The sequence below is a fragment of the Sphingomonas sp. PL-96 genome (assembly GCF_020707215.1).
Taxonomy (GTDB): Bacteria; Pseudomonadota; Alphaproteobacteria; order Sphingomonadales; family Sphingomonadaceae; genus Sphingomonas.
This window is the reverse complement of the sequence record NZ_JAJFET010000003.1, coordinates 101,633-120,426: the sequence shown is the minus strand read 5'-3', so window position 1 is coordinate 120,426 and position 18,794 is coordinate 101,633. Positions and strand designations below refer to the sequence as shown.

Below are 18,794 nucleotides of genomic sequence, written 5' to 3'. Positions count from 1 at the left end.
GGTGACCGGGAGTTTGTAGCGTATGCCTCATGTGCTGATCATCGAAGACGAGCCGCTCATCGCCATGAACATCCAGATGATGCTGGAGGACGAGGGTGCAACCTCGTTCGATATCGCGGTGACCGAAAACGAAGCCATCGCAGCCGCTTTGGCGCACCGGCCAGAGCTGATCACCTCCGATGTGAAGCTGATCGAGGGGACCGGGCCTGCAGCGGTGCTCGAGATACACCGCCAGCTCGGTGAAGTGCCGGTGATCTTCATCAGCGGCACGCCCGAAGATTGCGAGCCTTGTGAGCCACCGGGGATCGTGCTCAGCAAACCTGTTCGGGCAACTGATCTAAAAGCCGCCTTTCACCACATGGTTTGAATTAGAATCGCTCGCTTGAAAGTCGTTGTACAAAAAAGTGCAGCGGTCGCGGCTGACCTGATGAAGGTGGTGTCGGCATATTCGATGCGACGGTGAAACGGCTCACCTTGCTTTTGCCAGAGATGCTCGCAGTTGAGCAACGGAAACGGCCATCACGGGACACTTACCCGGGCTGAGGTGTTGAGGCGAGCGAACCGCAGAGGCTTGCCATGTCCGACGACCTGCACATCCCTATAGTCGAGGAAGAAGCGCAGGTCTTCAAGCGCTCGGTCGAAACCGAACGTGTCAGCGTGCGGACGACGACGGATGAGGAACAGGTTCTTATTCAAGATGAACTTCGCCATGAGCATGTGGATGTCACACGTGTACCTGTGGGCCGCGAAGTAGCCGAAGCACCCGCGATCCGCACCGAAGGCGATGTTACGATCGTGCCGGTTCTGGAGGAACGGCTCATCGTCGAAAAGCGCCTCTTCCTGGTCGAAGAACTACATCTACGGCGGACGGTCGCGATCGACCCTGTTGAGGTGCCGACAACGCTGCGCCGGACGCGAGTGGAAATCGAGCGGACAGAACTCGATCAACAGGAGGAACATTGATGCCTGAACCGAACGGCGAACATCGCGATGGCGCACCCAGCCATATCCACATCGAAAAGAAAAAGGGCTTCAGCTGGCTGCCGTGGCTGCTGCTGGCGCTCGGCATTCTGGCGCTGCTGCTCGCGCTCAGCCGTTGCAATCGAGACGACGATGCTGTGGTAGCGCCGACCGCTTCGCCAAGCGGGGCTGCAAGCACGGACAGTGCTGAAGCCGGTACTGTTGTCGCGACGACTCCGAATGCCGACGCCTCGGCAGCCGGTACATCGGGTCTGGGAGCCTTCCTTGGCGGAAGCGAGCCGACGCCGCGCACGTTCCAGTTCGAGAAGCTGAACTTCGATACCGGTAAGAGTGTCGTGCGTCCGGCCGACGCAGCTGAGATCGATCAGGTCGCAGCGACGCTGAAGCAGTACCCCAGCGCCCGCATTCGGATCGCCGGCTATGCCGACGCGCGCGGCACCGAGCCCACCAATATGGAACTCGGTGAAGCACGCGCTGATAGCATCAAGACAGCACTGGTCGGCAAAGGCATTGATGCGGACCGTATCGAAACCGCCTCGGGCGGCGAGAGCGATCCGGTCGATACCAACGCGACCGCCAGTGGTCGCTTCGAGAACCGCCGCACCGAACTCGTGGTGACGGCGCGATAACCCTTAGAGAAAAATTGCAGGAGAAGAACCATGGCGACTACCATCACAGCATTGTTCGACAGCCGCAGTGACGCGGAAGCGGCCAAGGAGCGGCTGAAGGGCGCGCGTGTCGATGCGGATCACGTTCACCTCCACGACAAGTCGAGCATGGGCTACCGCGAGAGCGGCTACTCAAATCACGAGGACCGTGGCTTCTGGGATTCCGTCAAGAACGCCTTTGCGCCCGACGAGGATCGTCACACCTATGAGGAAGGCGTGCGCCGTGGCGGAACCCTGCTGACGGCCGACGTCGATGACGATTGCATCGACGAAGCGGTCCGCGTCCTTGAAGAAGCGAACACGGTCGACATCGAGGATCGTTCGAACCAGTGGCGGTCGTCTGGCTGGGACTATGCCGGCACGGGCGCTGCGGGCGCAGTAGGCGGCCCATCGGCGCTCAATACCGGCCGTGACACGCTTCGTGGCGAACGCGAAGAGGTGATCCCGATCGTCGAGGAGAACCTGGTCGTTGGTAAGCGCGACGTCAGCCGTGGCGGTGTCCGCGTCCGTTCCTACGTCTCTGAGACGCCAGTGCATGAGCAGATACGCCTGCGTAACGAGCGGGTCAACGTCGAGCGCCGCTCCGTCGACCTGCCACTCTCTGCAGCTGAGGGCGATGCATTCCGCGAACGCTCCATCGACATGACCGCGACCGGCGAGGAAGCGGTCGTCGGTAAGAACGCGCGGGTCGTGGAGGAGGTCGTCGTCTCCAAGACGGCTGAGGAGCACGTCGAGAGTATCGATGACACGGTGCGACGGACGGACGTCGAGATCGACCGGGACAGCGACGTGGACACAACCCGCGACGTTAGCTTCGGAACGACGGACAAGCGTCTCTAACAGTTAAGGCCTGTGCCGGCTTGGTCGGCACAGGCCTTTTTCATGATAGTCTTGAGCCGTATCCGCTGGCTGGCTCGGATGTCGTCAGGAATGACGCGGTGACGATTAGCACCGCTCACAAGCGGTCGACCTAGTGCGCCTGAGGGCGGCGTCTGCTAGACGACCTACCGAAGGCGCAGCAGCTCCTCGGCGATCGTAGCTACGAAGCAGAATCGTTCAGGGACCCTTTGCAGGTCAAGGGCATCCAACCCTGCATCTCAAGCCGTAAATCCCGGCTCGAGCCCGTCAGATACTACCGCGCCGCAGCCGCATCGAGATCATGTTCGGGCACCTGATCGATCGCTTTGGAACGGCCTATTGCCGCCTGCCCCTCTCAGGTTACCCGGTGGCCTAGCCGCCACCTATAGGCCTCCAGTGTCGCATAAGCAGGAACATTCGCGACGACCGAAAATCAGCACTTCCGCGCCACAAAGGGTGGTGCTCTGCGGAGGTGCCGCGAGCGCATCATTCGTGGTACGATGATCGCATGCTGAAATTACGAATGAGACGGGAGGCAGAGCAGAACGCGCGCGCGATGAAACGCCTCACGCAGATCGAAATGTCGATCACAGGGCTCGAAAACGAGGACCTGCTCGATCTTGCTGATATTTTCGCTGAGAAACCTGAGACGCCTATTGCGCAGTATGCCTTTGCTGAGATGGGCCGACGTAAAATCAGCCTTTAATCTGCCCGACAAGGACGGGCGGTATGACGGCTTTGCCCAATGCCGGCCGTTCATCACTGCCGGACGCGGCCACCGGAAGCAGCCGGTGGAAAAACGCCGCTCACGGTGGTCGGGCGACCTCTGAGCCTAGCGTCGGACGATAAGCATAACTTGGCGCGCCGGACCATCGACGACGGTTGTTCCCTGGAGGAAGAAGCCAGTGCCGAGTAAACCTTCGCTTGCTCCTACAGGCACATAGCCGCTGGCGATTGGAGCAGCCTCCGAAGAGATCCGACCGATACTCAGGGCGCCGGGGGCCACCCTAGATCTTAGCACGGTGCCATCAGCCGTGATGCCATTTTGCCCGGCTACCCCTACGTTTGATTCGCCCATGACCTGCTTCCAAGCCGTGTCGCTGAGCCGAACTGCGCCAGAATAGCCGAAATCGACAAGAAGCCCGACCTTGTGGCCGTTGATAGCGGCGTCGATCAGATTGCCCGTCAGTAGAGGAAGGCGGACCACGTCCGGGCCGTCGAGCTTGATTGATCCACTTGATACGAACGTAAGTTGCTTCCGGTCAGGCTGGAGCATCACAGCCATGACGCTAGTGGCATCGCCGCCAAGCACGATATCTACCTGCCTCCCGAGCGCGTGCGACATGGCACTCAGGTCGAAAGAGGCCAACTCCCCCGACATGGTGAATGCGTGTGGAACTTCGAGGACGGTACGGCCGGTCCTAAATGTCGCGATCCGGCCAGTACCGGTCAGGGTGTCCCCTGCAGCTTCGCCGATAGGAACGCCTGCCTGTCGGGTGAATCCCGTGTCGACCACAGTGCGCTCGGTTCCATTGTCCAGCAGGATCGTCGCCGGCCTGTTGTTCAGGCGACCTTGGAAGAGGATCAGGCCCTTCACGATCTCCATGCTTTGCTGCGCCCAGTCGCTCCTTGCGACGAGGTGAAGGATGAGCCGTTTGTCCGCGGTTTCTGCGGACGGGACATCCGGGACCGGAGGGGCCGATGACTGCTGTGCGCTTGCCAGCCCGCCTGCGAGCAGAAGCAGGAGCAGAAAGGCGCGGAAGTGCAAACTGCACGGCTCAGCCAAAAGCATACCAAGAGTTATCAAGCGGTTCGTCCGCCATATCAATACCCGCGCCAGAAAGCAGAGCGTCGCCTTTCCACCCACTTCCGGCTATCACCTTGTCGCAGAAGCGACGACATATGCGATGGTGGGAAGTCAGCACATTCGCGACCATGCCACGGCAGGAAACGGCCCAGCTTCTGCCGTGATCAAGCTTCCAACCTCGTGAGAAAACGTGCCCATGCAATCATGAGCGCACGCCGTTTTTCGAAGAAATCGGTTCGCCGGTATGCGGCCTCCACCGCGCTGGCGATCTGATGCGCCAGCGCCTTCTCGACCACTTCCTTTGGCACCTTCGTGCTTTCAGCCGCCCAATCGGTGAAGGTGCTGCGGAATCCGTGGACTGTGGCGTTGGGGATCTTCATGTCGCGTAGGACCTTGAGCATCGTCATGTCGCTGATCGGTTTGTCGCCTCGCGAGCTGAACAACAGGCTCTGAGGCCTCACCTCGCCGTGCAACTCCAAGTGGCGAATTTGGAGAGCGCGCAAGAGCGTCACCGCTGCCGGCGCAAGCGGCACGACGTGCGCCTCCTTCATCTTCATCCGCGACGCCGGGATCGACCAGACCGCTTTGCACAGGTCAAACTCACCCCAGGCGGCCCCGCGGGCCTCGCCCGACCGAACCGCGGTCAGCATGGTCAACTTGAGCGCATCTCGGCCTAAGGTCGGAGGGAGCGCCATCAGCGTCTTCATGAATGTAGGTGCCCCAGCGTACGGCATGGCAGCGCGATGGGTCACCTGCTTCGTCTGACGCGGCAGTCCCCGCGTAACCGAGCGTAGCGATACCTCTTCGGGTAGCAGCCCCTTGATATGCGCAAAATCGAGCACTGTCCCGATCCGTTGGAGCACCCGCTTCGCGGTATCCGGCTTTGTCAGCCAGATCGGCTCAAGGACGGCGAGCACTGCGGTGCTCTCGATCATGGTGATTGGCTTTAAGCCGATCGTCGGGAAGACATGTCGCTCGAAGCTGGCAAGCCACGAGGCATGGCGCTGGTCCTTCCAGCCGCCCTTCATTGCGTCGTAGCAGTCGCGCGTCACACGCTCGAAATGGGGTATCAATTTGCGCCCTGCCCGTCGCTCCGCAGCAGGGTCGGCGCCGGAGCGCACCGCCTTTCGCAGGTTTGCAGCGAGTATGCGTGCTTCCGCCAGCGGCACATCGTGCGCGGGCCCCAGGCCGAAGTCTCTGCGCTGTCCATGATGCTGCATTCGCAGCACCCACGAGCGAGCTCCGCTATCACGAACAAGCAGGTAAAGACCGTGCGTATCGGCATGCCTTCCTGGCCCGGCGTGGCGGACTTTGAGGGTGGTAAGCGGCATTGTGACCTCGTTCTGAAGTCCCTCATCGCGTCCCACACTTTGATCCAGATTTGCCGAGAAGCTGTGGGACAAGCTGATCCGCAAGTTTCGCCTAATCTGTCTTTCAATCAATAGGTTGAGACGTTCTGATAGTGACTGGAATTTCAGAACAGTGCCCGTAGGGGTCACCATCTGCACTCAGAGGTGCAGATGGTGCGACACGGCTATTTCTTACCGCGCGCTGGTACAGCGACCGGTACAGGAAGCGCGAGAATGGCCTCGGTGGCAGAGCCGTAGAAGCACCCCGGATAGCAACATCCATACATTCGGCGGGAGCTTCCCGAGAACCTCCGCCCGCATGTGATGGCAAGGCGCCCTGGAAGGTATTGCTGCGGGCTTAGGACTTGGCTCACGCCGCATCCTGTTCGCCAGATACCGGAACTGAACCGCTAGCAATGCCGTCGCCGCTCCTCAACAAGCGCGCAAGGTAACAGCGCACGGCTCAGATTGTTCGCAAGCGCTTCCGAGTGCGGGAAGCGCACCATTGATTCATGATCGCCTGCAGACTGCAAGATGGTGAGTGGCCCCTTCACCAGCTCTGCCCATCCACCATCGGGCGAGGCGCCACCTGGACGACTGCCGGCGAGCAACAATGCCACCTCGCCGTCATAGGGGGCCGGTCGGTAACTCTGGGACCGTGCGAGCACCACGTCACCGAACGAAGAGGTCTGCGGCGCGGGTGCGCTGCGCCTGACCAGCTGTGCAAGGCGGCTTCGTATCGGCAGAGGCTTGCGCAGGTCCGGGCGCTCGGCATCCAGCAGCACCAGGAGGCGCATGTCCCGACCGGCGTGACGGAGTTGCTGGGCAACTTCCCATGCGACGATGGCCCACCTGCACCAGCCACCAAGCAGGATGGGCCCCGTCGGGACGAGGCGCTCGAGGTGACCGACGATCACGGCAGCCAGTGCGGTCAGGTCGAACGATGCGGCAAGCAGGCGCTGCTCCTCCGCATGGCTGATGTTGAGGCCGTAGATCGGGCATCGAGGATCGACCTGGCGATGGACGCCCCGCATCAGAAAACCGGCATCCAGCCAGATCAGCGGCAGCCCGTTCCCCTGCGGTTGCAGGGAAAAGAGCTCTACCTCGCGCGATTGGCCGTCATGATTGTCGATCAGTGCCGCCATCGCCTTCAGGCTGGAATGCTGAAGCAGGTCGGGGAGCGCCAGATCAGCTCCGAAGCGCTCCTGGATGTGACAGAGCAGGCGTACCGTCATCAGCGAATAGCCGCCCATGTCAAAGAAGTCGTCGCTCCGGGACGTGACGAAGGTCGGCAGCAGGTCGTTCCAGATCGCGGCCAGGGCTCGTTCGGTCCGCGTCAGGTCATCGAGATTGCCCTTGGGCAATGCCGCTGGCGCAGTGGTCATCAGGCTGGGGTGGAGCAACGCGCCACGATCGATCTTGCCGTTCGGGGAAAGCGGCATGGCGTTGAGACGAAAGATCTGCTGCGGCACCATGTACGCGGGCAGTTGCTCGCGCAGATACGCCATGAGTTCGAAATCGATCTTCTCTTCGCGAAGAACCACGTAGCCGAACAGCGCGTTTTCGCCCAACGCGTCGTCCCAACACCGCACCGCGCACCACGCAACGGCCGGGTGTTCGGAAAGCGCGCTTTCCACATCGCCGAGTTCGATCCGGTAGCCGCGGACCTTGACCTGGTCATCGCAACGGCCGTGGTGACGCAACTGGCCATCCTCGTCGATGCTGGCAAGATCGCCCGTACGATAGGCACGACCCACACCCTGTAGTTCCACGAACCGCTCGGACGTAAGGTCCGGTTTGCCGCGATAGCCCCGGGCAAGACCGCTGCCGGACAGATAAAGCTCTCCGATTTCCCCGGCTTTCAGGGGCAACAGATCGACACCAAGGACGTGCGCACCTTCACCGGGTAGCGCGCGTCCGATCGGGATCGTCGCCTCGAGTTGCTCAACGCGATGGCCCGTGGACCAGACGGTCGTCTCCGTCGGACCGAACATGTTCCACAACTGCGCGCAGCGGGGTAGCAGGCGTTCGGCGAGGTCTCTCGTCATTGCCTCGCCACCGCACCAGATGCGGAGGTCGGCGCTGCCTTGCCAGCCAGCTTCGAGCAGCGCACGCCAGGTCGTTGGCGTAGCCTGCATCACGGTTGCGCGGGATGCAGCGATGGCGGCTCCCAAGCGCCTTGGATCGGACGCGACGTCGAAGGGTACGATGACCAGCCTGCCACCCAGCATGAGCGGCAGGAACCAGTCGAGCACCGACATATCGAATGTGACGCGCGTCACGGCCAGCATGGTGTCGTCTGCAGTGAAGCCTGGAGAGGATGCCATGGCGTGCACCAGCGCCACCACCGAGCGATGCTCGACCTCCACACCCTTGGGCTTGCCCGTCGAACCGGACGTGTAGATGACGTAGGCGAGATCCTGGTCGCTGCGGTTCCTGGAAACGTCCGCCTGGGGCGCAGCATAGATCGACGGCACGTCATCCAGCAGCAGGGGCGCGGCCCCACTATACGGCAGTGCGAGCAACGATTCTGCGGTTCCCAGGATCAACGTTGGCGCAGCATCCTCCAAGATCAACGCAAGTCTTGCCGGAGGCAGATCCGGATCCAGCGGGAGGTACGCCCCCCCGGCCGCCATCACGCCGAGCAGGCAACCGATCATCTCGTTGGATCGAGGGAGGCAAACACCGATAAGGGGATCGGGGTGATCCGTGCGCGTCCGTATCGCAGCGGAGATGCGGTTGATGTATCCTTCCAGCTGTGCGTACGTCCAGACGTCATCTTCGATACAGATTGCGGGATGCGTCGGGGATCGCTTGCACTGGCTCAGAACCGCTTGTTCGATCCGTATCATGGTCGAATGGGAAATATCCTGCTCGACCTCGATCGTGACGGTGCTCATTTGGTCCTGCGGCATCGTTCCCCCCCGCCGAACGAGTGCGCTATTTCGCACCTCTTGACCGGCCTATCCGCGTTGTCGCGCTTTTGGCGGGGTGGAACTTAACAAATGAGTTGTTCCGATCAGCTATATCGACGGCGAGATGGTCGGCCGTCGGGGGTGTGCCGACAGCTCGCAATTGTTCGAAGTGTCGCCACCGCTCACGATTAGTCGGGGCGCGCTCTCAACTCGCTTCTGTACTGCACCGGCGATACCTGCGTGATGCTGAGAAAGGCCCTGCGGCCGAGTTCGGTGCTGGAGAAGCCGCTGCAGCGCATCACCTCGGCAATCGTGAGGTCGGTTTCACGAAGCAGATATCGCGCGTGCGCCACACGTGCGGTCCGGACAAAGGTCGCCAGACTGGCGCCCGTGACGGAGGCGAACACGTGCGAGAAGGTGCGAAGGTTCATCGCGGCCAGATCCGCCAAGTCTTGCCGCAGCAGCGGGGCCTGCGGATGATCGAGGATGTAGGCGACCACCCGCGCGATTGCCGCCTCGCGCGCGCCTTCCACCGCGGTTCTCCTCTCCTCCCTGGTCACCGTGTCGTACCGCTCGACGGGGATGCGCCCTGCCGGGCCGGGCATGTGCCGGCAGGTCTGGGAAGTGGGTCGGTCTCCCGGAGGTGCATGTCGCTTCCTTCCGCACCCTGCAATGCCGAGCGAAATCGGAAGGGGGCGCGCCGCCATCGCAGATACATGATCGGTTTGTTTGCTATTTGATGATCGAGCGGCCCAACGCCCCGGTTAAAGCGACGGAATGCTGATGCGCATCCATTCGGGTGACTTGCCCGGACCTCTGCCGCGGGCGGACACATTCGCCGGACGCCTGTTCCTGAACGGGAAATTCTATGGCGGTGCCGTGAACGGCGTCCACCGAGTCGCCGATCGCCTGCTGCAGGAACTCGACCGGCTGGCGACGAGTGGGGGGCAGCCCGCGAATTGGGACATGCGGCTCCTCCTGCCGGAGCGCGACAATTGGGCCCCCCGCTTCACAGCGATCCGTGCAGTTCCCCAGCGGTTCGGCCATACCCAGCTTTGGGAGCAGGCGATTTTGCCAATCGCCGCACGAAGCGGTGCGCTCGCCAGCTTCGCCAACCTTGCCCCCCGGCTCCACCGGCGAAAGCTGACGATGGTCCACGACGCGCAGTTCCGCTTGTCGCCCGAGTCCTACCCCGCCAAATTGCGGTTCGGCTACCGAACGCTGGTCCCGGTCGGGGCGCGTAGCAGCCAGGTCGTGCTGACTGTCTCTGACTACGCGCGCGACAGCCTGGCGACGTTCGCGATCGCGGATCCGGTGCGGACGCACGTGATCCACAACGGAGCGGACCACATTTTGCAACTTGCAGCGGACCCGTCCGTGATCGATGCACACGCCCTGGTGCGAGGCAGCTATTGCCTCGTGTTCGGCTCGAGCGCGCGCTACAAGAATCTGCAGGTGGTGTTCGCCGCCTTTGCGCGCGGCGAGTTGTCCGACGTGCAGCTCGTGGTCGTCGGACCGACACGCGAGGCACTGGCGAAGGCCGGCGTGGTCGCGCCACCCCAGGCCGTCTTCGTCGGCAGTGTCGGCGACGCGGCCCTCCGGGCCTTGTACGACGGTGCGAGATGTCTCCTGTATCCATCGCGCACGGAGGGCTTCGGGCTGCCGCCGGTCGAGGCGATGCTATGCCGGTGTCCCGTGCTCGCAGCTCCAGGCGGCGCGATCCCTGAAATCGGTCGCGATGCAATCTGTTACGCCGGCATGGACGATCCGGCCGATTGGGCCGAGCAGATCCGGAGGCTTGGGGAGCGCCCCGAACTTCGTGCAGCAAAGATCGCGGCTGGCCTTGAGCGCGCCGAGGCCTTCCGGTGGGAGGCGGCCGGGCTCAAGCTATCGAAGCTGCTGACGCCACTGGTCGAGCGGCGCTGACGCCGGGCGCCCCTCCCAGATCAAGGCCCCAGGTTGACGCGGCGAGTTCGATGAGACGCTGCGCGTGGCGCCGGGCGGAGAGGGCTTCGCGAAAGCCTGCCCAGTCGCGAACCGGGGCGAGGCACTCGCCCGGCCGCGGGTTGAGCACTATGTCCAGCTTCCTCTCAAGGTCCCCGGGCACACCGGGATCGAATACCAGCCCCCCGCCGAAGCGATCCACCAATTCGGCCGACCCAGCGCGAGACGAGACCAGCACGGCCACGCCTGCTGCCATCGCCTCCGGCACGATGAGCCCCCAGGTCTCGTGCCACAGCGATGGCAGCACAACCACACGGCAGCGGCGCATCGCTGCCAGCATCGTCTCCCGGGGCTGCCATGCGCGATAGGTGATCCCGCCCCACCCCGCTGCTACTCGTCCAAGCGAACCCTCCCCGACGAGCAGCCCCGAGAGGCCGCCGCGGGTGATCGCCTGCGCGAGCAGGGTGACGCCTTTCTCGGGTTCGAGCCGGCCGAAATAGCCGACGTCATATCGGGGATTGTCTGGCGTAGGTGGTGGCCGCAACCCGACCTCCCCGGGATTGTAAAGCACGGCGTGCTGCTCCCCCGGTAGCAGCGGCGCTGCGGTCGCCCTCGCCCGCTCGGAGAGATGCAGGCACAAGCGGTCGTCCGCGGACCCTATCCGTGCGACGAGCAGCGCGGCCTGACGCAGGACCCGTCCCAGCTTGTGAACACGGCCTTGCCGGTCGCAGTCGGCGGCGAGGCACGCCGCCCCCATCGGCCGTCGCGTGCAGGGCGCTGCCAATTGGAAGTCGTAATAGGCGCCATTCGGGCACGCCCAGAAGTATTCGTGCATGTAGACCATCAGCCGGAAGCCTGCGAGTGCACGTACGACGGCAGGCGACAGGTAGCGGGTCCATTGGTGGAGGATCACCACCGTCCGTGCTCGATCCGCTCCGGCCAGCGCCGTTCGCAGCGCCGCTGCAGCGCCCGGATTGTAGATGCTCGCCAGCGTTGCAACTCCGCCCTTCTCGCGCAGGTCGCTCCCGCCTAACGACATGAAGCGTTCGGACCCTTTGGGAGGAACTGGCCCGAAGCCGGCGATCACACGGACGTCGACGCCGGCTGCACGTAATGCTCGATAGCTGGCCTGCACCGCATGGCCCGCACCGCCCGTCGCCGCACCCCCGCCCCCGACATAGTCGGAGAGAATGACGACTCGCGCCTCACGCACGCCTGCGGCTCCGCGGCACTTCACGCACCAGAAGCGGGCGCGGTCCGAGCGGCACGTCGGCGATGCCGGATTCGAGGTGCAGGTAGACCTGGACCAGATCGGCGTTCATCCGTTCGGCGGTGAAGAACGAGACGAAGCGGCGGCGTCCCTCTTTCCCCAACCGCTTCCAATAGGCGCGATCGCCGTGAGACAGCACCTCCATCAAGCGGCCGGGTGCATCCGGCGGGACCAACCGGCCGGTGACGCCGTCGACCACGATCTCGCGAAGTCCCCCCACGTCCGAGGCGACGACCGCGCAGCTTCCGCGCATCGCCTCCAGTGCAACCAGACCGAATCCTTCCCAGCGCGAAGGCACCACCACGACGTCCGCGGCGGCGATCTCTCCCGCGATTTCCGCGAGCGAGCGCCAGCCGAGCAGCTGGATGCCCTCTCCCCCTGTGCGGGATTTCCTGGGGTCGGCAACCGCCTCCCCTAGCGCCCGGACGCAGATGCGGTCTGCCAGCGGGGCGACGGCATCCAGCAACGTGTCGAAACCCTTCTGCCGGTCCAACCTCCCGACGAACAGCACCTTGAGCCGCTCGTCCTCCCAATGCGACGGCAGCGATGGCGGTCCGTCACTGATGCCGTTTAGCACCAGGCTCATGCTCGCATGGGGAATGCCGATACGCAGACCTTCGGAGCGCTCGTGCTCGGAAATCACGATGATCTCGTCACACTTGGATGCCAGTGCCCGCTCGACCATCGCCAGCATGCGGTTCTTCGCGTGCGACGACGGACGATCGAACCCCCAGCCGTGCGGGCAATAAACCAGCCGGAACGGTCGCTCGGATGGATACATCATCCGCAACACCGCGCCGGCAAAGCTGGAATGGGCATGCACCAGGGTCGGGTTGAACCGCGCGACTTCGGTACGGATCGCAAGCGCCAGGCGAAGCAAGTTCAGCGGCGAGCGACCAGAGCGACGCCAGCACCGCACCATCTGCTTGTCGACGCCGGTGACGTGCCCCGCATGGGCGGCAGGCACCAGCATCCGGACGTTCCGCGCGCCGAAGCTCTGCGCCTGTAGCGGCAACAGCTCGGCAAGATAGGTACCCACACCGCCCTTGGCGGTTTCGGCGACGTGGAGGATCTTCATCGGCACTCCGGAGAAAAGTGGTCGTCGAACACAGCAACGTCCGTGCAGGGGTGCCCGAATGTAAAATTCCCAGCCGCATCAAATGATGAAGTTTTGAACGCAACGTCATGTTCAACAGCATCGATGAACAACCATCATGCCGTTTCCGACCACCGGCACGCCGCACGTCCGGCGGTCTCGCCTGATCGGCGCGCCGTGCTGTGGCCCGTGCAGGTGATGCGCGCCACGGCAGCGACGATGGTGGTGATCGGCCATAGCCAGAGCGCGGTCGCGTGGATCAAGCAGAGTGCCGGACAGAGCTTCGTCCGTTCGACGATGCTTCCATGGGGTGCCAGCGTCGACCTCTTCTTTGTCATCTCCGGCTTCATCATGGTCTATGCGTCACGTCATCTATTCGGACAGCCAAGGGCGCCGATAGATTTCTTGAAGCGACGGCTTATCCGGATCGTGCCACTCTATTGGGTGGTAACCACGGTCTTTCTCGCGTTGCTGCTCGCCGCGACGCTCAAAGGCGGAGATCGCTTTCCGTCCGGGGCGGCAATCGTCGCGTCCTACGCCTTCCTGCCGTTCGACACATATGGCGATCGACAGATATTCCCCGTGTTCGACCTGGGTTGGACGCTCAATTACGAGATGTTCTTCTATGCCCTGTTCACGCTCGCAGTCTCGCTTCCACGCAGACGGGCGGTCGCGATCATCGCAGCGGTGTTGCTGCTGCTTGTGGCGCTTGGCACTGCGGTGCCCGAAACCCAGGTAGCGCTCCATTTCTGGACCCGCCCGATCCTGCTCGACTTTGGCTTGGGCATGGCCGTCGGGCTGGGCCTGTCCGAAGGCGTTCGGCTCTCCGGCCGGATGCGAATAGCGCTGGGCTGCGTCGCGACGGCGCTGCTGGTGCTCGATCCCGCAAACGTCTTCAATGGCGCGCTGGGCACGACCGTTGCCAACGACTGGCCGCGCGTGCTCGTTGCAGGCGTACCGGCCGCCGCACTGCTTGCCGCAGCGACGCTGGGCCCGGAGCCGCGGTTCAGCCCGTGGGTTGTGCCGCTCACCCGCGTCGGCGACGCCTCCTACTCGCTCTACCTCCTGCACCCGGTCACGCTGATCGTGCTGGGAAAGCTGGCGCAAAAGCTGCCCTCGGTCACGCTGTTTCCCGGGGGCGCGCTGGTCGCAGCTGCGGTGATCGCAGCGGTCGCGCTTGCGCTGGCCTCCTTCCGCTGGGGCGAGCGTCCCATGACGGCATGGATCGCCCGTCGCCTCGACAAGAAGCACAGGCGTCCGGCCCAAGAGTATCCGCCCTCTCAGGAGACTGCCACATGATCAGCCTGCGCCATCAATGGCATCGCGTCACCGGCCAGCCCTTCCCGCTCGCGACGGTGCCCGCGCTCGAACCCATCTATCGCGACCTGTTCCTCCGCGAGCTTCGCCGGTTGGGTGAGGAGGATCGCTTCTTTCCGGTCGGCGGCGCCGCCAACTACAGCCTGCTCTACCTCATCCTGCGGATCGGAGTGGAGTTCCGGCCCCGCTCCGTGCTCGATATCGGCGCAGGCGAGAGCACGCTGCTGTGGTCGATGCTGCACCGCCGCGGGCTGGTAGGCGAGGTGCTGACACTGGAGGACGACGCCGGTTGGGGCGAACGGATCGGTGCGCAGGTCGATCACCCGATCCTGGTCACGCCGCTCCAGCAGCGCTCCATCGCCGGACGAACCGTCCTGACGTATGACTGGGACGCGGCGTTTCACGAGCACGTCTTCGACGTGGTCGTCTGCGACGGGCCGCGCGGTGTTCCCCGCCATTCCCGCGCAGGGATCCTTTCGGCGCTCGAAGGAGATCGGCTCGGCAAGGACTTCGCCCTGATCCTCGACGATGCCGAACGGATTGGCGAACAGGACACGATCACCGCCATCCACGCGCGACTGCAGGCGCAGGGGCGAAGCTATGTGGCCGGCACCGTCCAGGCTGCGAAGACCCAGGTACTCTTCGCCACCGGCCGGTACGAACCTGTCACGTTCCTGTAGCCAGCTGCGGGGCACGCGCCGTCAGCACGGCAAGTGCGCTGCGGACATGGACGTGCAGCAGGCCGTACGTCCCGAGCACCAGCGTGCCGTACACACCTGTGCAGACGAGCCAGGCCGGCCATGTAGCCGGCGAAAAGCCGGTCGTGAAACTGACCGCCGCCAGCCCTGCCGCCGCGGCTGCAGTGGCGGGCATCACCGCCAGGGCCAGCCGCTGTAGGCTGAGCCCGGTCAGGCGGATGATCATGGTGAGAAAGGCGACGTTTAGCAGGGCGCCGACCAATGCATAGGCCTTCACCAGGGCGAGAAGCCCGAACGGCAATGCCAGGACGAACGTCACGACCAGGACGAGCGTGTTGACCACGGTCAGCGCGAACTGCGCCCGCGCCCTGCCCGCTACCATCAGCAGCGCGCCATTATAGGAAGCGATCGATTGTAATGCGCCGACCGGCGCCAGCCACGCGACGATGCTTGGCACCTGATGCCAGCGGCCGGACAGCAGCGTGTCCACCGGAAAGCGCAGCCCGAACGTCAGGTAGATCATCGCGGGTACGCTCAGCAACGCGGTGGCGGTTAGAACGCTTTGCACCATCGTCTGCGCGTGCGCCCCATGCGGATCCTGGTTCCGCAGCGTCGAAACCAGGATGGCACTGGTCGGCCAGGTGATCGCCATCAGCGGTGCGAGCATGAACTGATAGGACAGGCCGTAAGCCCCGACCGCGGCGGCGCCAAGCCATGCGCCAATGAGCAGATTGTCACTGTTGCGCGCGAGGAAGTTGAGCAGGTTGGTCGCCAGCACCCAGCCACCAAAGGACAGCAGCGCCGTCAGTCGTTCGAAACGGAAGTTGATCGCAAGCCCACGTCGCGATGACCAGCCGAACACGACCGCTCTCAAACCATGGTTTACGAGATTGTAGAGCACCAGCGCCCAGACGCCGGCACCATGCCATGCGGCGATGAGGCCGATCACCGCCGCGACCGCAATCGCACCGGCCTCGACCGCGGCGATCCGGCCATAGTGCAATTGCCGCTCCAACAACGCCCGCGGGGTCGCTGCCGCCACGCTCAGCACCACCACGAGTGCCATGCCGATCATCACCGGGGCCAAGCCGGCCATGCCGATCGCCTCCTGCAGGGGATAGGCCCCGAGCGCGAGCAACAGCGCACAGATCGCGCCGCCCAGCGTCATTGCCGCCATGGCGGCCCCCGCCTCGCCCCGCGACAAGGTGGGCGCGCGCGTGATCGCGCTGGTCATCCCCAGATCGGTGAGCATCGCGATCAGCACCACGAAGGGCGTGGTGAAGACCACAAGACCATACTCGCCCGGCGAGACAAACGCCGCAATCGCCACGTTCATGCCGAACTGCACCGCGTTCCGGTACAGGCTCAGCGCGGACATCGACAGCATGTTCTTGCCGAGCATGATCATTCCCCCTCTCTCGGGCCCGCCGTCTGACCATGCGGGCCTCCATGCGCTTGCATCAAATGAGGGGAAAACTGCCGGAACGAGCGGCTAGACCAGCGCGTACACAGCTGGAGCGAGACCGCCTTGGCCATCACCGTGCGCCCGTCCATCCGGCTCCTGCCGCCGCCGGCATCGCCCGGCGAGCACAGCTCCCTCCACGTCGGCGAGATCGCGCTGCTGACGGCGGCCCTGGCGATCAACTGGTATGCGGCGCATGCGCTGCCCAGCACGATCTTCTGCTGGAGCTCGCTTGTGCTGTTCGGCTGGCTGCTGCTGCTGGTCGGGCGGATGAGCGCGGCCGGGCTGATCCTGCTGCTGCCGCTGGTGATCACCCGCGGAGCGACATTGCTGTCGCTGATGTGCATCGAGTTCGGCGCCTATATGCCCGAGGTCAATCGCGTGGGCGAAGCCGGAGATGCAAGCGCTTCGTTCGTAGCCGTGAGTGCGATTTTCTTCCTCGTTTATGCGGCGGTGTTCCGCATGTTCGAGGGCCCGTTCCTCGCCTTTGTACGCTCTCCGCTGCTCGACGACCTCGTCGCGCTCCTCGCGTGGCCGGTGTTGCTGGTCTGTATGGCCTGGGGCGCCGTTGCGTTCGTCCACGGTGCGCAGGACGGCTTTCCCCTTCTACAGGGCGTCGACCGGTTCCTCTATCGCCGTGAGCTCGGCAGTCCCTTTGTGCTGATGCTGCTCGACCAGAAGTTCCTGATCGCGGCGATCCTCGGCTCGATCACATTCGCGCCGCGACAGACTCCGATGCTCAAGGCCTTCGGGACGACGACCCTGATCGGCCTGACGTGCCTCTATTTCCTCTTCGGCGACAAGTTCTTCACGATCCTGACCGAGGTCACGGTCTTCATCATGCCGCTGCTGCTCCGGCGCATAGGGCGGCTTCGGCCCACGATCCTGCGCCTGCTCCCGCTTGCCGCAGCGGTCCTGTGCGGGTCGACAGCGGCAACGCTTTACATCTATTCGGGCTACGGACGGCTGCCCATCGACCGTACGATAGCCTCTGTCGGGGAGCGGATCGCCGGGCAGGGCGAGCTGTGGTTCGTCGCATCGCGCGATTCCCGCCGCGCTACTGCGTGGGACGAGCGGCTGGTCCAGCGCAACCTCGCCATTCTCGACGACAACAATCCCGCTCACTCGGCGTTCGTAAGCGGGGTCGACACCTTCTACTTCATCGAGCGCTACGCTCCGTCCAGACTGGCCGACAGTTTCCGCAGAAGTGGCGGATGGGTCCAGTTCACCATGGGCACCGAAGCCATGGCGCTCGTGATGTTCGGCTATGTCGGCCTAGCCGTGACGATGGCGCTGGCCGGCGTGTTGATCGCGCTGCTGTCGCTCTACCTGCGTCGGGCGTTCGCGTCGGGATTTCACATCAGCCTGTACTTCGCCGTCTGGGCATATCTTCAGGGGTATCTCTTCGTCCAGCAGGCAGCCTTCTGGAGCATCGCAGCACCTGGCCAGATCAAGCGGCTGCTCCTGTTCGCAACGTTTGAGCTCGTGCTGCTGGCGCTCAACCGCGGTCAAATCCTGTCCCTGCAGAACCGCGCACGTGCCGCCCGACTGCGCCCCTCCCCCGGCAGGACCAGTTGACGCGGGGCTAGCGCAGCAACTCGGGCGGGACGCCATTGATGCCAGAGGGGAAGAAGCCGCCGGTTTGCGGGCCGTTCGCGGAGGAGGTGAGCGCCCTCAGCACCTGATTGACGCTGCGAAAGAAGGGGATTGGGATGCCGGCGATGTCCATCAGGTCCGCACTGGCACCCTCGGGCACAACCTCTGGGTCAGGCCCGGCGAGCCGCCTTTGCATCGCACCGGCGAGCCCTGCGACCTCGCCGATCGAGGGGTCTGCAGAGGCGCGCATTACTAGAAGGGTGCGGACCACGCCGGCATGGTAGATCGCGTGGGCCAGGATCCCGGCCAGCGTCGTTTGCGCTCCGGCATCGGCGATGTCGGCCAGCAGGGTACGCGTAACGGCAGGCAATGTGTCGCCGATGAAAAAGGCGCCAAGCAGATAGCCGCGATCACTCGTGGAACGATCCAGCACGGTGTTCGATCTCGCATCGGTCCCAGCGGGGCCACGAAGGGCCGGCGCCAGATCCAGAGTTGGCTGGGCGGCTGTGGCGCTACCCAGGCGGCGCCGCAAGGCAACGATCTGCGCGACGCTGTCGCCAGCCGCTTCGGAGGCGTACCGGTCGAGAACCTTGTCCGAGAATGCGACCGGATGCCCGCCGCGGACTGCACCCAGCCGACCAACCCCGGTCAGGAGGTCAGACGCGGGCGCTTGAGCCACTGCCTGGCCGTGGAATTGCGCGCCAAGGTAGACGAGGTTCAGCACGAAATTGAGCCGCGCAACATCCCCCGGCGGCAGCGGCGCCGGCGCCGGGCTCACGCTGCCGTCATGGCCGCCGAGAACCGCGCAGGTAGCGGCACCGGCGGTCGAGGCG

General features: G+C 64.0%; 17 protein-coding genes. 9 read left to right on the top strand and 8 right to left on the bottom strand.

What is annotated here, in order from left to right; translation table 11 throughout:
* Positions 1 to 22 precede the first annotated feature (22 nt).
* The 5 genes from LK533_RS08005 to LK533_RS07980 all read left to right on the top strand — a co-directional run bounded on the left by LK533_RS08005 (position 23) and on the right by LK533_RS07980 (position 3,213).
* Positions 23 to 367 carry a response regulator gene (locus tag LK533_RS08005; protein ID WP_229362270.1) on the top strand — a complete coding sequence of 115 codons (345 nt, stop codon included), beginning with the start codon at positions 23 to 25 and terminating at the stop codon, positions 365 to 367.
* Between the two features lie 209 nt (positions 368 to 576).
* A complete protein-coding gene (locus LK533_RS08000) occupies positions 577 to 963 on the top strand; it encodes a YsnF/AvaK domain-containing protein (protein ID WP_229362269.1) in 387 nt (128 codons plus the stop codon).
* Complete coding sequence (locus LK533_RS07995; protein WP_229362268.1) at positions 963 to 1,610, top strand: OmpA family protein; 648 nt, start codon at positions 963 to 965, stop codon at positions 1,608 to 1,610. The genes LK533_RS08000 and LK533_RS07995 overlap by 1 nt, the downstream gene beginning before the upstream one ends.
* Positions 1,611 to 1,640: 30 nt before the next feature.
* Positions 1,641 to 2,489 carry a YsnF/AvaK domain-containing protein gene (locus LK533_RS07990; RefSeq protein WP_229362267.1) on the top strand — a complete coding sequence of 283 codons (849 nt, stop codon included), beginning with the start codon at positions 1,641 to 1,643 and terminating at the stop codon, positions 2,487 to 2,489.
* Positions 2,490 to 3,015: 526 nt separating this feature from the next.
* Entirely contained in the window at positions 3,016 to 3,213 is a 198-nt protein-coding gene (locus LK533_RS07980) for a hypothetical protein (protein WP_229362266.1), read from the top strand.
* Positions 3,214 to 3,339: 126 nt separating this feature from the next.
* Here LK533_RS07980 and LK533_RS07975 read toward each other — a convergent pair whose 3' ends face one another.
* From LK533_RS07975 to LK533_RS07960, 4 genes are all read right to left on the bottom strand, one after another.
* Positions 3,340 to 4,299 (bottom strand): retroviral-like aspartic protease family protein, encoded by a 960-nt coding sequence (locus LK533_RS07975; protein ID WP_229362265.1) that lies wholly within the window; start codon positions 4,297 to 4,299, stop codon positions 3,340 to 3,342.
* Positions 4,300 to 4,478: 179 nt separating this feature from the next.
* On the bottom strand, positions 4,479 to 5,645 hold the full coding sequence (locus tag LK533_RS07970) for a tyrosine-type recombinase/integrase (protein WP_229362264.1): 1,167 nt from the start codon (positions 5,643 to 5,645) through the stop codon (positions 4,479 to 4,481).
* Between the two features lie 428 nt (positions 5,646 to 6,073).
* Positions 6,074 to 8,563: an amino acid adenylation domain-containing protein gene (locus LK533_RS07965; RefSeq protein ID WP_229362263.1), complete on the bottom strand. Its 2,490-nt coding sequence runs from the start codon at positions 8,561 to 8,563 to the stop codon at positions 6,074 to 6,076.
* Positions 8,564 to 8,766: 203 nt separating this feature from the next.
* Positions 8,767 to 9,183, bottom strand: a complete 417-nt coding sequence (locus tag LK533_RS07960) for a helix-turn-helix domain-containing protein (protein WP_229362262.1) — start codon at positions 9,181 to 9,183, stop codon at positions 8,767 to 8,769.
* A gap of 178 nt (positions 9,184 to 9,361) precedes the next feature.
* Here LK533_RS07960 and LK533_RS07955 point away from each other — a divergent pair, with 178 nt between their 5' ends.
* Positions 9,362 to 10,504 (top strand): glycosyltransferase family 4 protein, encoded by a 1,143-nt coding sequence (locus tag LK533_RS07955; protein WP_229362261.1) that lies wholly within the window; start codon positions 9,362 to 9,364, stop codon positions 10,502 to 10,504.
* On the opposite strand, the gene LK533_RS17940 is transcribed toward LK533_RS07955, so the two are convergent.
* Together LK533_RS17940 and LK533_RS07945 are read right to left on the bottom strand one after the other, a co-directional pair.
* Positions 10,461 to 11,735, bottom strand: a complete 1,275-nt coding sequence (locus tag LK533_RS17940) for a glycosyltransferase family 4 protein (RefSeq protein WP_229362260.1) — start codon at positions 11,733 to 11,735, stop codon at positions 10,461 to 10,463. The two genes, LK533_RS07955 and LK533_RS17940, sit on opposite strands and share 44 nt — an antisense overlap.
* The gene (locus LK533_RS07945; RefSeq protein WP_229362259.1) at positions 11,728 to 12,870 is read right to left on the bottom strand and encodes a glycosyltransferase; all 1,143 of its coding nucleotides are present in this window, start codon (positions 12,868 to 12,870) and stop codon (positions 11,728 to 11,730) included. Before LK533_RS07945 ends, LK533_RS17940 begins: the two co-directional genes overlap by 8 nt.
* Here LK533_RS07945 and LK533_RS07940 point away from each other — a divergent pair.
* Together LK533_RS07940 and LK533_RS07935 are read left to right on the top strand one after the other, a co-directional pair.
* Positions 12,856 to 14,187: an acyltransferase family protein gene (locus LK533_RS07940; protein WP_229362258.1), complete on the top strand. Its 1,332-nt coding sequence runs from the start codon at positions 12,856 to 12,858 to the stop codon at positions 14,185 to 14,187. The genes LK533_RS07945 and LK533_RS07940 overlap by 15 nt on opposite strands.
* Positions 14,184 to 14,885 carry a hypothetical protein gene (locus LK533_RS07935; protein ID WP_229362257.1) on the top strand — a complete coding sequence of 234 codons (702 nt, stop codon included), beginning with the start codon at positions 14,184 to 14,186 and terminating at the stop codon, positions 14,883 to 14,885. Before LK533_RS07940 ends, LK533_RS07935 begins: the two co-directional genes overlap by 4 nt.
* Here LK533_RS07935 and LK533_RS07930 read toward each other — a convergent pair.
* Positions 14,872 to 16,311, bottom strand: a complete 1,440-nt coding sequence (locus tag LK533_RS07930; RefSeq protein WP_229362256.1) for an oligosaccharide flippase family protein — start codon at positions 16,309 to 16,311, stop codon at positions 14,872 to 14,874. The two genes, LK533_RS07935 and LK533_RS07930, sit on opposite strands and share 14 nt — an antisense overlap.
* 120 nt (positions 16,312 to 16,431) lie before the next feature.
* Between LK533_RS07930 and LK533_RS07925 the strand changes: the two genes are divergently transcribed.
* Positions 16,432 to 17,943: a DUF6418 domain-containing protein gene (locus LK533_RS07925; RefSeq protein ID WP_229362255.1), complete on the top strand. Its 1,512-nt coding sequence runs from the start codon at positions 16,432 to 16,434 to the stop codon at positions 17,941 to 17,943.
* A gap of 7 nt (positions 17,944 to 17,950) precedes the next feature.
* Here the strand turns inward: LK533_RS07925 and LK533_RS07920 are convergent, their stop codons facing one another.
* Positions 17,951 to 18,739, bottom strand: a complete 789-nt coding sequence (locus LK533_RS07920) for a ferritin-like domain-containing protein (RefSeq protein ID WP_324255276.1) — start codon at positions 18,737 to 18,739, stop codon at positions 17,951 to 17,953.
* Positions 18,740 to 18,794 lie beyond the last annotated feature (55 nt).

What these genes read in the sequence shown, in the direction of transcription:
- LK533_RS07990 (WP_229362267.1), top strand. Translation starts at nt 1,641, where the DNA reads ATGGCGACTACCATCACAGCATTGTTCGACAGCCGCAGTGACGCGGAA.
- LK533_RS08000 (WP_229362269.1), top strand. Translation starts at nt 577, where the DNA reads ATGTCCGACGACCTGCACATCCCTATAGTCGAGGAAGAAGCGCAGGTC.
- LK533_RS07980 (WP_229362266.1), top strand. Translation starts at nt 3,016, where the DNA reads ATGCTGAAATTACGAATGAGACGGGAGGCAGAGCAGAACGCGCGCGCG.
- LK533_RS07965 (WP_229362263.1), bottom strand. Translation starts at nt 8,563, where the DNA reads ATGAGCACCGTCACGATCGAGGTCGAGCAGGATATTTCCCATTCGACC.
- LK533_RS08005 (WP_229362270.1), top strand. Translation starts at nt 23, where the DNA reads ATGCCTCATGTGCTGATCATCGAAGACGAGCCGCTCATCGCCATGAAC.
- LK533_RS07995 (WP_229362268.1), top strand. Translation starts at nt 963, where the DNA reads ATGCCTGAACCGAACGGCGAACATCGCGATGGCGCACCCAGCCATATC.
- LK533_RS07975 (WP_229362265.1), bottom strand. Translation starts at nt 4,299, where the DNA reads ATGCTTTTGGCTGAGCCGTGCAGTTTGCACTTCCGCGCCTTTCTGCTC.
- LK533_RS07930 (WP_229362256.1), bottom strand. Translation starts at nt 16,311, where the DNA reads ATGATCATGCTCGGCAAGAACATGCTGTCGATGTCCGCGCTGAGCCTG.
- LK533_RS07955 (WP_229362261.1), top strand. Translation starts at nt 9,362, where the DNA reads ATGCGCATCCATTCGGGTGACTTGCCCGGACCTCTGCCGCGGGCGGAC.
- LK533_RS07935 (WP_229362257.1), top strand. Translation starts at nt 14,184, where the DNA reads ATGATCAGCCTGCGCCATCAATGGCATCGCGTCACCGGCCAGCCCTTC.
- LK533_RS07970 (WP_229362264.1), bottom strand. Translation starts at nt 5,645, where the DNA reads ATGCCGCTTACCACCCTCAAAGTCCGCCACGCCGGGCCAGGAAGGCAT.
- LK533_RS07960 (WP_229362262.1), bottom strand. Translation starts at nt 9,183, where the DNA reads ATGCCCGGCCCGGCAGGGCGCATCCCCGTCGAGCGGTACGACACGGTG.
- LK533_RS07945 (WP_229362259.1), bottom strand. Translation starts at nt 12,870, where the DNA reads ATGAAGATCCTCCACGTCGCCGAAACCGCCAAGGGCGGTGTGGGTACC.